This window comes from Oceanobacillus sp. E9, from assembly GCF_001741975.1.
Lineage (GTDB): Bacteria > Bacillota > Bacilli > Bacillales > Amphibacillaceae > Oceanobacillus > Oceanobacillus kimchii.
Genome location: NZ_LSNA01000009.1, coordinates 33699 through 46616 on the forward strand (window position 1 = coordinate 33699; position 12918 = coordinate 46616).

Sequence of the window (12918 nt, forward strand, 5' to 3'; positions counted from 1 at the left end):
TACTTCATTTACTCTTCTATGATGGCCGAAATACATTTTTCATCATTGTTTTTAGCATTATTCACATGTGTACTAACAGGATAATGTATTAACCTATCTTGCTTTTCATAATCAAGCCAGTACTTCCAATCTACAGAATTATGGCTTTTAGGCTCTATCCACTCTTCTTCTCTATCTTTAGGCAAAATAACAGGCATTCTATGGTGAAGTTCTTCCATATCTTGATTCGCTTGCCTTGTTAAAATAGTGCAAGTAAATAAAGGTTCTTCATCGCCTTGCCATTTATCCCATAACCCTGCAAATGCAAAGACGTCTTTATTTTCTAGCTGAATACGCATCGGTTGTTTTTTATCCAATTTTTTCTTCCACTCATAGAAACTATCTGCAATAATTAAACATCTTTTTGAAGAAAGTAATCGTTTGAAACTTGGCTTTTTATGTACAGTTTCACTTCGGGCGTTTATCATCTTATATCCAATTTTTGGATCTTTTGCCCAAGAAGGCACCAATCCCCATTTCATATAACCAGCACGACGCTCTTTACCATCATGTATAATCGACAATACTTTCCGCCCAGGAGCTATATTATAGCTAGGCTCATAAAAATCTAACGATTGCTGTAGTCCAAATGCTTCTTTAATCGCTAATTCATCTGCTAATAACGTATATCTACCGCACAAAGATTACCCCTCCCTTAAAATAGACTTAAATCCCATTGATTTGCTATATGTCGCAGCAGTTTAATGCCCGCAATGCTATTCCCTTGTTTATCCAATGCTGGGCCAAATACTCCAATGCCACATCCTTCTATAAATGGTAGATCCTGTTCACGAACTCTTGGTGGGACTACTGCAAGTATTCCTCCAGACACGCCACTTTTTGCAGGAATACCTACATAGGAAGCAAACTTTCCAGATGCATCATACATTCCACATGTAAGCATCAATGATTTTGCGACTCGAGCAATTTGTTTTGGAATTAGCGTTTCATCTGTGTTCGGATGTATTCCATCGTTTGATAATACTAAGCCAATCATTGCCAAGTCATCGACTGTAACGTTTAATGAACAGTGTTTAAAATATGTTTCCAATGTAATACTCAAATCAGACTCCAGGTATCCTTCTTCCAGTAGATAGTATCCAATTGCTCTATTTCGCATGGAAGTATCTCGTTCGGAAACATATACGTCTACATCAATTTCAGGCCGATGTCCGAGTATTTTTTCTAATAATTGATATAAGGGCTCTAATTTTTGATCAGATGTTTTTCCTTTTAACAAAGAAGAAATTGTTATTGCTCCCGAATTAACTAGTGGATTAAATGGTTTTTTTGGTTGGTTGATTTCTAAATGCATAATCGAATTAAAAGATTCTCCAGTCGGTTCTACATCTACTCTTTGAAGGACATATGTAAGACCTCTTTCCATGCATGCTACAATAAAACTTAACACTTTCGATATACTTTGAATGGAAAACTCCGAATCTGTATCTCCAGAACGAATGATAGTACCATTCTTACCAATTATAGAAATACCTAAAGTATTAGGATCAGCATGTTCAAGTCTTGGTATGTAATTAGCTACTTTACCTTCATCCGTTTGTTTCTGATAAAAATTTACCCAATTGTCAACATAATCTTGTAACCACTCTTTACCTCTCTCGATATTTAAATTTACCGACCCTTGCACCATTACTCAACACCTCATTTCTACATTGCTTATATTAACCGTATTCCCTAATCTTTTTTATTTTACCCTTATTCAAGACTATTCCATACAAAAAACACTTTCAAAATAAAAGGAATACCTTCCGTTCAAAAGTGTTTCTCCAAATGTTATTCATCTATTTGTCATTTAACCTTTTTCTAATGATACTCTCTACATTACTAGCAATTTCTGCGCTTTTCATTTTCTCATATTGTTCTGGCATAATTGGATCATCGATAACAATTTGAATAGAAGATTTTTTCATTCTCCCACCATCTTCTTCTAACATTTGATAAGTTCCATCAATACTAACTGGAACAATAGGAACCTTTGATTTCGTAGCTAGACGAAAACTTCCAGCTTTAAAATTGTTCACTTCTCTTCCCTTACTTCTCGTCCCCTCTGGAAATATCAACATAGAATTTCCATTTTTTAAATTTTCTATTCCCTGTTGAATCGCCTTCATAGATTGCCTGCGATCTGTACGATCTATAAAAACACAATGAACAAATTCCATCCATGTAGAGATTATCGGAATCTTTTTTATTTCCTTTTTCGCAATAAAGCCAACTGGACGCTCAAGATATCCTAAGAAAGCCAATATATCAAATATTCCTTGGTGATTTGCTACAAACAAAACTGGTCCTGATGGTACTTTTTGCAGCCCTTCTACCTTCACATCTGTTCCTGTTTTGGCAATAACTTTTTGAGATACTATTTTTGGAGTTGCAAATATCTCATCCTTTTTTTCTAAAGCAAGTCCAGTCGTAGCCAAGTTTTTCACTTTTTGTAATTTAAAGATAGTTCCTATAACTAGTAAGGACGCATAAACATATACTCCAATTGTTCGCATCATACTCAACACTCCCTCTGTGCACACAAAAGTTATTATACTATGATTACTATTGACAATGAAGAAATTTGTCGAAAATCGAATAAATTGATTGAAGTGGTTATTTTATATTATTCTTTTTGTAATACCTATAAAGGAGTGAGTCATGATGAGTTATAAAGCATTTGTTTTATACAAAGAAGAAAATAGCTTACACCATAAAATAGAAAATTTAGAAGAAGCTTATTGGCAAGATGGCGATATTTGGATTGACGTTGCATATTCTAGCGTGAATTATAAAGATGCGTATGTTGTTAAAGATGGTTCTTTAGCTGAAAAATCTCCTTTAATACCTGGTATTGATTTAGCAGGAACTGTAAGGGAATCTAACAATCCTTCGTTCCAAAAAGGACAAGCCGTAATTGCAACAAGCTATCGTATAGGAACTGGCCATCATGGTGGCTATGCACAGGTAGCAAGAATACCTAGTGAATGGGTGATTCCTTTACCCGATGGACTTACATTAAAAGAGGCTATGATACTTGGAACAGCTGGTTTAACGGCTGCTTTATCTATTCAGAAGTTAGAAAATAATGGATTAACCCCCGACCAAGGACCAGTTGTTGTTCCAGGAGCTACAGGAGGAGTCGGTAGTCTAGCTGTCAATATGCTATCTAATCTCGGTTATGAAGTAATTGCAGGGACCGGAAAAGATGATAAAAAACAATATTTATTACAAATCGGAGCAAGTGAGGTAGTTAACCGTCAAGATTTACAAGAAGAAGCTCCTTCCTCACCACAGAAAGCAAAATGGGCTGGCGCAGTTGATCCAGTAGGTGGAAATACATTATCATATATTCTCAACACTTTAAAACGTGGTGGATCTGTTGCAACTAGTGGTTTTACAGCAGGAACAAATGTCCAAACTACTGTATTTCCATTTATCGGTAGAGGGGTTAACTGGTTAGGCATTGATTCTGTTACGTGTTCAATGAAAGAACGAACAGACGCTTGGCATCGATTAGCAACAGACTTAAAGCCCACTATTTTCCAAAATGAATCTATTCAAGAAGTTACGTTAGAAGAATTAGATCATGTTTTTGAAGCGATGCTTGCTGGTAAAACAACAGGACGGACAATTGTGGCTTTATAATTGGAATTAAGGTGAAAACTGTATCTTAGAATAGGAGAGTCCTTTTAGATATGTAAATTATATAATAAACTTGTGGTAAAACACTCAACCGATTCTAATATACATTAAAATGATTAATAGAGCGGGTTCTATTTTCTAAAAATGATTTCTAATTTTCATGATTGTAGTAAATAGGACCCCTTTATTTACCAATACGGCTTTGATTCCCACTATTAACTTCAATAGAATGGTCTATTAACCAATATTACTTCTCAATTCCATCATAATCGTCAATAGTACCCTTCTATTAACCAATACTGCTTCTCATTTCCATCATACTCATCAATAGTACCCTTCTATTAACCAATACTGCTTCTCATTTCCATCATACTCGTCAATAGACTTAGAATAATACTCAAGACAGCACTGATAATATGTGTCATAAAAAAAGAAGAATGGCTATCAGTCAGCCATTCTTCTTTATTACGCTATTATTTTCCAATGAACATTTGAGTCCAGTAGTTTCCATTTTCAATGTGTCCTACCCCAATGTGAGTGTAGTCTCCATTCAGGATATTAGCACGGTGACCTTCACTGTTCATCCATGCATTAACTACTTCTTCTGGAGAACGTTGACCTTGTGCAATGTTTTCCCCAGCAGTATTGTAATCAATACCGAAGCTTTGCATCATGTCAAACGGAGAACCATAGTTCGGGCTATTGTGATCGAAATAGTTATTAGACTGCATATCTTGAGACTTTTCTTTAGCTACTTTACTAAGCTCAGTATCTAGCTCAAGTGGTTGTAATCCTTGTTTTTCTCTTTCTTGGTTAGTAAGTTCAACAACTTCTTGTTCAAATTGACTTACATCTTCGCTTTGCTCTTGATTTTGTTGATCTTGGTTATTGTTTTGTTCTTGTTGTTGAGATGGTGCAGTTGCTTGCTCTTCTGAAGCTTGTTCTTCTGAATCATTAGCTTGCTGTTCAGTGTTTTGCTCTTCAGTGTTTTGCTGTTCAGTGTTTTGCTCTTCAGTGTTTTGCTTTTCAGTGTTTTGCTCTTTAGTGTTTTGCTCTTCAGATTGTTCTGGTTGAGCTGGTTGAGCTGGTGTTTCATTAGATTCAGATTGTTTTTCTTCTTCTTTTTTAGGAGTATCTGCTTTAGGTTGTTCTTGCTTCACTTTATTTATGATAGTCTCTAAATTAATATTCTGCCAATCTAATTTTGATAATTTATCTTTAATAGAATTGATTTGTTCTTGTGAAAGTTCATTCCACTGACCATTTACAGAATACAAGAATTTATATGAAGTTTGAATAGATGGTTGCTCATTTGCAGACGCATCTGCTTGTCCTGCAAAAGCTCCTCCAAATATTAATGATGCTGATAGTGCAGCAACAATTCCTACTTTTTTAAACATGTAAAACGCACGCTCCTTTTGTTTTTTGTTGTTTGCTGTGTGCAATAACACTATAGCATGAGTTTTGATGTAATAATTGAAATATTAGTGGTATCCTTTACCAATGCGACTGTAGATACGTATAGTTTATACATTCAACTCTATTAATCCCTTATGTATTCTATAATTCTATTTCAGGCTATCTTACCCAAGCTTGGAAAAACTAATTTATTTAGGGAAAATTTACTATAAAGTTATTGTTGACAACCTTCTAGAATAGGCTATATATTACAAGTTGAGCATAAATGTAACGAAATTGTTACTTGTACTTGTAGATTTTAATGTATTATATTATGAGGAATGGACAATTTTAAATTAATGAACTCTGCGGAATAAAATTATCCACCCCCACAAAAATTTTTGTAGAATAGAAAAGTATTATATAGAAATTTGTCTACAATAAATATGTTTTCAAATATATTCTGTCATCAATGGAGGATTTATTATATGTTTTCAAACGCTGAAATCGGAATTGACTTAGGTACTGCTAATATTCTTGTATATTCAAAGACAAAAGGAATAGTTTTAAATGAGCCATCAGTAGTGGCGATTGATGTTAATACTAAACAGGTAATGGCTGTCGGAGCTGAAGCTAAAGAAATGGTCGGTAAGACACCGAAAAATATCATTCCAATCCGTCCTTTAAAAGATGGAGTTATTGCGGATTATGATGTAACCGCACAAATGTTGAAAGAACTATTAAAAAAAGTAAGTAAACAGCTTGGTATGTCTATGCGTAAACCAAATGTAGTCGTTTGTACACCTTCTGGAAGTACGAGCGTGGAAAGAAGAGCGATTCATAATGCTGTATCTAGTTACGGAGCAAAACAAGTTCATCTAATTGAAGAACCAGTAGCAGCAGCAATTGGTGCAGATTTACCAGTAGATGAACCATTCGCCAATGTGATTGTTGATATTGGTGGAGGAACATCTGAGGTAGGAATTATCTCATTTGGTGGAATTGTATCCTGCAATTCTGTCCGTACAGCTGGAGATAAAATGGATGATGAAATTATTCAACATATTCGAAAGCAATATAATATTCTAATAGGTGAACGAACTGCTGAGAATATTAAAATGGAAATCGGTTATGCTCATCCAAATCATAAAGAAGTTACTATGGAAATTCGTGGACGTGATATGGTTACTGGATTACCAAAAACAATCGAAGTTACTTCAACAGAAATCTATCAAGCTATCAAAGAGTCTTTAGAACAAATTCTAGAAACGATCCGTTCCACTCTTGAAGAGTGTCCTCCAGAATTAAGTGGCGATATTGTAGACAACGGTATTGTTCTTACTGGAGGAGGAGCATTGCTTAATGGTATGCGAGAATGGTTATCTGACGAAATCAGTGTACCTGTGCATATGGCACCAAATCCATTAGAATCAGTTGCTATCGGAACCGGCCGTGCATTAAAAATGATTCATAAATTACAAAAAGCTGCAAAATAAAATGAAACAAGCATTCTGGTGGAAGAACGCCGTCCCACTAGATATTAGTACCCTAAGGGCATTACCCAAAGACCCTTAAACAGAATCGTTCATGACAGGTAGTTAACCTTGGATAACCTACAGGATTCATGCCTGTTACACGAGAAATAAGTAGCAAATTCCACACAAATTATTCTATAGTATTGTGTGGAATTCTATTTTTTCTAAATAAAAGCGTTTACAAATATACTGTTTCGATTTATAATAATTTTAGAGCCACATGAAAGCGTATTCCACGTTCATCTCTGTGGTCATGTAATATGCGTCATGCCTTGACCATATTATTTTTATATGCCATGCTGACTATTTTGTATGCATACTCATTGCCAGAGTAGCTACCCACAAAAAGCCAGTTCAAATGATTGCTTAATGCAATGATATTTGAACTGGCTTTTTTCATTCATGTATAAGGAGGGATTACAATTTTGTCGATGAGTTTAGAAGGATTAAAGATTTTGGATCTCACTCGTGTTCTTGCTGGCCCCTACTGTACTATGATTCTTGCTGATTTAGGAGCTGAAGTAATAAAAGTAGAAGCTCCTGGAGGAAGTGATGAAACTAGAGATTGGGGTCCCCCATTTCAACATGGAGTTAGTGCATATTACCTTTGTGCAAATCGTAATAAAAAGAGTATTACGATCGACCTTAAATCGTCGAATGGTATTAAATATCTGAAGGAAATTATCAAAGAGTCAGATGTGATTGTAAATAATTTTAAGACTGGTACGATGGAACGTTTTGGATTGGATTATCAAACCCTTTCTACACTTAATCCAAGCATTATCTATGCATCTATTACTGGTTTTGGTGAAACTGGTCCCTACAAAGATATGCCTGGTTATGACTTCATTATTCAAGCAATGAGTGGACTTATGAGCATTACAGGTAACCCTGAATCCGGTCCCCAAAAAGTCGGTATTGCTATAACAGATGTATTAACTGGCTTATATACCTGTATTGGAATCCAAGCAGCATTATTAGAAAGACAACACTCTGGTAAAGGCCAAAAAATTGATATTTCTTTATATGATACCGCTGTTAGTTCTTTAGTTAATGTTGCTAGTAATTATTTAATGTCTAGTCAAAAACCGAAATTACTAGGAAATAGTCATCCTAATATTGTACCTTATCAAACGTTTAAGACTAAAGATAGGGATGTTGTAATTGCTGTTGGAAACGATGCACAATTTAAGAGACTTTGCCACATCCTCCAACTAGATTATCTATCAAACGATAATCGTTTCCGAACCAATGCCAGCCGTGTTCAACATCGTGACCTGTTGATCCCTTTACTCCAAGAATCTCTAACACTCCAAACTTCTAAGTACTGGATAAAAGCTTTACAAGAAGAAAAAATTCCGTGTGGTCCAATTCAAACCATAGATAATCTTCCCGAAGACTTACAATTAAAAAGTAGAGAGATGTTTGTATCTATGCATCACCAAACCGCGGGGCCTATCAAACTTATTGGTAACCCACTGAAATTATCCAGAACACCAGTCACTTATCGTCATGCACCACCTAACCCTGGAGAACATAACAACGATTATATACATTTGAAAGGAGATATGGAATAATGAATTTTCATTTTAGCGAAGAACAAGAACTATTAAGAAAAACAGTCAGAGAATTTACTGACAAGGAAATTATGCCTTACATTGGCGATTGGGATCGTAATGGAAAATTTGATCCGACACTATTGAATAAATTAGCAGAACTAGGATTAATGGGTGTATGTATCCCTGAACAATATGGTGGTAGTGGAATGGATTATAATTCACTTGCCATCGTATGTGAGGAATTGGAACGTGGCGATACAGCTTTTCGAACCGCAGTTTCGGTGCATACCGGGCTTAACAGTATGACATTATTACAATGGGGAAATGAAGAACAAAAGCAAAGATATCTTACAGCCCAAGCAAAAGGCGAAAAAATTGGTGCCTTTGGATTAACAGAACCCGGTGCTGGATCCGATGTTGCCGCTCTTCAATCTACAGCGGTGAAGCATGGAGATCACTATATTTTAAATGGACAAAAAACTTGGATCTCTCTTTGTGATGTTGCAGATCATTTCATTGTTTTCGCCTACACACAGGATCGCTCCCAAAAACATAAAGGTATATCTGCATTTATCGTGGAAAGATCTTGGGAGGGTTTCTCTTCTAAAGCAATCAAAGGAAAACATGGGATTCGTTCAGGGAATACTGGAGAGCTATTCTTTGACAACATTAAAGTTCCAAAAGAAAATTTGCTTGGAGAAGAAGGAGAAGGATTTAAGATTGCCATGTCTGCATTAGACAATGGTCGTTTTACGGTTGCTGCAGGTGCAGTTGGGCAAATTATGGCATGTATAGAAGAAAGCGTAAAATATTGCCATGAGCGAAAAACATTTGGAAAAGAAATCGGAAAACATCAATTAGTTCAACAAATGATAGCTAAAATGGAAGCCGGATATCAGATGAGTAAGCTACTCGTCTACCGTGCAGGAGAATTGAAGAATGAAGGAAAACGTAATACGAGAGAAACATCATTAGCAAAATGGCAAGCTTGTGATTTTGCTAACAAAGCAGCTGATGATGCTGTACAAATACACGGAGCTTACGGGTACTCCGATGAATACCCTGTAGAAAGATTTTTACGTAATTCAAAAGCGCCCGTCATATACGAAGGGACACGGGAAGTTCATACAATAATGCAAGCTGAATACGTATTAGGTTATCGAGAAGATAAACTGCTTAATCAAATGCTTCCTACATGGGAAGAAACAAAGTAGTTTCTACTCATGAAGAGACATAGCGATAGCTTAATACATTTTACGCGTCACCCACCGAAAATCCACTCGAGGAAGCAAGTACGCTTTCAGAGTGGATTTTTGGCTTATAGTGTATTATTCTATCTTCACCTATTTCTTCTGCTTGATGGTGCGGTGATTACTCAACTGTTTTTTCTTTTTCACCGTAAGATATCTTTAATCCCCCTTCTTTTTCTTATTGTTGTACAACAATAGACTTTTGATATTGCTCATACTGCTTGAATAAATCCATTAATGCAGAAGCTAATGCATTACCTGCTTTCCCCAAATAATGCTTTTTAATTTGATCAATCGGAAATTGAATACCGTCTTGTAAACTATGTCCTTTTAATATTGTCTGTACAAATTGCTTTCCATGATCAGTAGCAAGTGTACAACCTGCATTCACAATCACACCATATTTTTTATCGATTTCCGCAGTAATGGTTAATGTTTCATAGATACTTTTAGCTGCCATACCTGAAGGCAATTTTGCGTGTCCTGCAATAAATACTGTATTCACCCTAACCATCCCCTTATAACCTACACTGATGTTTGCTTATTTATGGATACTTTTTCTTTAATTGTAACCCCTCTTTTCTTCATTTCAGCAATATATTGCTTTCCAGGTACCATTTTTTCTGGCGGTAAGACACCTTTTGTCGTAATTGTTCCATTAGCAATCATTTGTGCCACAACAGATATAGTATTCGCTGTTGCCCTTGCCATTGCAGTAACATTTGTATCTCTATCTTTATAAGTAGTCATTTCAAAAATATGAGAAGTCGATTGTCCGTCCTTCTCTCCTTCGACTACTACCCGTAATAGTACCGCATCCTCCCTGTCTCCTAATTCAACTATTGGATCAAGTACTTTTAAAAACACTTCTCTCGGATTTACTTTATGTCCGTTTATATCAACATGATAATCTAACCGAGTGAGATTTAAATCTACCAACAATTTAAATTTTTCTGCATGTCCCGGATAGCGAATAGTTTTATATTCAAGTGTACTCAAGTAAGGATATGATAACGATAAAGTCGACGTACCACCTGATGTATGAAATGCTTCTAACGGTCCGAATTTTTCAAAGTGAATAGGCTCTACTTCACTTAGAGAAGGCACCTCTTGAACAGAACCATTTCTTATAATCAGGGATGGATCAGTATAATGATCAAAGACTCCTTCCATGGAAAAAACATGGTTGTATTCAAGTGGCGGTTCTGGCTTAACAGGAATTCCACCAACATATAATTTAATTACTTTGGTTTGATCCAGTTTACTTACACCATATCCAGATAAAATATTAATCATTCCTGGCGCTACTCCTAAGTCAGGGATAATCGTTACTTGAGCTTGATTAGCCTCTTCATGATAAGTCAATACCTTATCGGTCACATGCCCAATGTGTCCACCTAAATCAACAGAGGATACACCTACCTCAATAGCAGTTCTAGCCACTACCTCATTAAATGAATAAAATAATGCATTAATAATTACATCGAATCGCCGCATGAATTTTGCTAGTTCATCCTGATTACTCGCATCAACTTGGTATGCAGTTAGTTTAGAAGAATTCAATTGATCACAGACTTCTTGAGCTCGAAGTAAATCAATATCTGCTAAACCAACTTGTTTTACTCCTTCACTTTGTGTTAAATCACGTGCTGCTTCTTTCCCCATTAAACCAGAACCTAATACACCAATCTTCATGTTATTCCCTCCCCATAATCACTAAAAGGTACTCTATAAACAAGGCGAACGATAAATCTACTCCTCTGTATCTATCTGGGCACGTTGTAATTTTCCACTATAATCAACATAAATGGCTTTCCATTCAGTGAAAACATCTAACGCCTGGACACCAGAATCACGATGTCCATTGCCAGTTCCTTTCGTTCCGCCAAACGGTAAATGAATCTCAGCACCGGTAGTACCTGCATTGACATAGACAATACCTGTATCTAAATCACGTTGTGCTTTAAAAACACGATTTATATCCCTTGTAAAAATAGAGCTGGATAACCCATAAGTAACTTGATTATTTACTTCAATAGCTTCTTCAAAACTACTTACTTCAATTAATGAAACTACTGGCCCAAAAATTTCTTCCTGCGCAATTCGCATGTCAGGCTTAGCATCGGTGAATAAGGTCGGAGTAAAATAATATCCTTGATTATTGCTTTCCCATTCAGACCCTCCTGCTAATAAATTAGCGCCCTCTTGTTTTCCAACTTCAATATATTTCTTGATTTTATTTAACCCTGCTTCATTGATAATCGGACCTACTTTAATTCCTTCTTCCAAACCATTTCCAATCGTTAAATGATCCATTGCAGCTAAAAGTCTTTCTTCTAATATCTTTTTCACTTTATGATGAACAATCACACGACTACATGCCGTACAGCGTTGCCCACTCGTTCCGAACGCACTCCAGAGAATCCCTTCTACTGCTAAGTCTAAATCTGCATCATCCATAACAATAACTGCATTTTTTCCGCCCATTTCTAGTGATACTTTCTTTAACTGCTTCCCACAATCCGATGCAATATTTCTTCCCGTGTCATTTGATCCAGTAAAAGATATTACTCTAATATCTTCATTTTGAACCATTGAATCGCCAACTTCTGATCCCTTACCAAATACAACATTTATAACACCGTTAGGTAATCCAGCTTCTTCAAATATTTTAGCTAATTCATATGCCATAATAGGTGTTTCTGTTGCTGGCTTCCAAATCACCGCGTTACCAGCGACAATTGCTGGGAATGACTTCCATGTAGCAATTGCAATTGGAAAGTTCCATGGCGTAATGATACCTACTACCCCTACAGGACACCGCTGACTCATCGCAAATTTATCTTTTAATTCTGCTGGTGTAGTTTGACCAAACAATCTTCGACCTTCTCCAGCCATATAAAATGCCATATCAATTCCTTCTTGAACTTCTCCTCTTGCTTCTTCTAATACTTTTCCATTCTCCATAGTCAATAGACGAGATAGTCGCTCTTTTTTATCTTTCATAATCATTCCAACACGGTATAATACTTCTGCACGTTGTGGTGCCGGTACAAGTGCCCAGTTCTTTTGAGCTTTTTTAGCAGCTTTTACTGCCTCTTCAACATGATATCGATTAGACAATGGTACTTGCACAATACGTTCACCATTTGCAGGATTTGTAACGGCAGTAGTATTTTCCACATCTACCCATTTACCATCAATAAAATTTTGTAATACATCGGTCTCTAATGTAAGCGCTGTCACTAATAATCCCTCCTTTAAAATTTGAAGCAAGAAAAAGTAATAAACCTTACCAACTCAAGTATAAATGACAATGTTTAAATTTTACAACTATTTTTAAAATACGTAAATTTACTAATAAATCACTACTTAATGTATTTGATTTTTATTATTTATATTCACTAAACGGGAAATCTCTTACGAAAGCTTATAACTATAGTTTAATCTGTTAATCTTTTCATTGTATTCACAATTCAATACCTTCTC

General features: G+C 35.9%; 11 protein-coding genes. 4 read left to right on the forward strand and 7 right to left on the reverse strand.

Going from position 1 to position 12918, the window contains the following annotated elements; genetic code table 11:
• Positions 1 to 8: 8 nt before the first annotated feature.
• The 3 genes from AQ616_RS16400 to AQ616_RS16410 form a co-directional block, all read right to left on the reverse strand.
• A complete protein-coding gene (locus AQ616_RS16400; RefSeq protein ID WP_069686288.1) occupies positions 9 to 680 on the reverse strand; it encodes an SOS response-associated peptidase in 672 nt (223 codons plus the stop codon).
• Positions 681 to 694: 14 nt separating this feature from the next.
• Positions 695 to 1690 carry a glutaminase gene (locus tag AQ616_RS16405; protein WP_017796020.1) on the reverse strand — a complete coding sequence of 332 codons (996 nt, stop codon included), beginning with the start codon at positions 1688 to 1690 and terminating at the stop codon, positions 695 to 697.
• Between the two features lie 151 nt (positions 1691 to 1841).
• The gene (locus tag AQ616_RS16410) at positions 1842 to 2561 is read right to left on the reverse strand and encodes a lysophospholipid acyltransferase family protein (RefSeq protein WP_069686289.1); all 720 of its coding nucleotides are present in this window, start codon (positions 2559 to 2561) and stop codon (positions 1842 to 1844) included.
• Between the two features lie 145 nt (positions 2562 to 2706).
• Between AQ616_RS16410 and AQ616_RS16415 the strand changes: the two genes are divergently transcribed.
• Positions 2707 to 3690, forward strand: coding sequence for an NADPH:quinone oxidoreductase family protein (locus AQ616_RS16415; RefSeq protein ID WP_069686290.1), 984 nt, complete (start codon positions 2707 to 2709; stop codon positions 3688 to 3690).
• A 470-nt stretch (positions 3691 to 4160) separates the two neighbouring features.
• Here AQ616_RS16415 and AQ616_RS16420 read toward each other — a convergent pair whose 3' ends face one another.
• Positions 4161 to 5087, reverse strand: coding sequence for a CAP domain-containing protein (locus tag AQ616_RS16420; protein ID WP_069686291.1), 927 nt, complete (start codon positions 5085 to 5087; stop codon positions 4161 to 4163).
• Between the two features lie 486 nt (positions 5088 to 5573).
• Between AQ616_RS16420 and mreBH the strand changes: the two genes are divergently transcribed.
• From mreBH to AQ616_RS16435, 3 genes are all read left to right on the forward strand, one after another.
• A complete protein-coding gene (mreBH, locus tag AQ616_RS16425; RefSeq protein WP_017796016.1) occupies positions 5574 to 6581 on the forward strand; it encodes a rod-share determining protein MreBH in 1008 nt (335 codons plus the stop codon).
• A 464-nt stretch (positions 6582 to 7045) separates the two neighbouring features.
• The gene (locus AQ616_RS16430) at positions 7046 to 8197 is read left to right on the forward strand and encodes a CaiB/BaiF CoA transferase family protein (RefSeq protein ID WP_084822498.1); all 1152 of its coding nucleotides are present in this window, start codon (positions 7046 to 7048) and stop codon (positions 8195 to 8197) included.
• The gene (locus AQ616_RS16435) at positions 8197 to 9393 is read left to right on the forward strand and encodes an acyl-CoA dehydrogenase family protein (protein ID WP_069686292.1); all 1197 of its coding nucleotides are present in this window, start codon (positions 8197 to 8199) and stop codon (positions 9391 to 9393) included. Before AQ616_RS16430 ends, AQ616_RS16435 begins: the two co-directional genes overlap by 1 nt.
• Positions 9394 to 9607: 214 nt before the next feature.
• Here the strand turns inward: AQ616_RS16435 and AQ616_RS16440 are convergent, their stop codons facing one another.
• Genes AQ616_RS16440 through AQ616_RS16450 form a run of 3 tightly spaced genes read right to left on the reverse strand, consistent with a single transcriptional unit; the run spans position 9608 to position 12675 of the window.
• On the reverse strand, positions 9608 to 9934 hold the full coding sequence (locus AQ616_RS16440) for a DUF3870 domain-containing protein (RefSeq protein WP_017796013.1): 327 nt from the start codon (positions 9932 to 9934) through the stop codon (positions 9608 to 9610).
• A gap of 20 nt (positions 9935 to 9954) precedes the next feature.
• The gene (locus AQ616_RS16445) at positions 9955 to 11124 is read right to left on the reverse strand and encodes a saccharopine dehydrogenase family protein (RefSeq protein ID WP_069686293.1); all 1170 of its coding nucleotides are present in this window, start codon (positions 11122 to 11124) and stop codon (positions 9955 to 9957) included.
• A 57-nt stretch (positions 11125 to 11181) separates the two neighbouring features.
• The gene (locus AQ616_RS16450) at positions 11182 to 12675 is read right to left on the reverse strand and encodes an aldehyde dehydrogenase family protein (RefSeq protein ID WP_069686294.1); all 1494 of its coding nucleotides are present in this window, start codon (positions 12673 to 12675) and stop codon (positions 11182 to 11184) included.
• Positions 12676 to 12918: the final 243 nt, after the last annotated feature.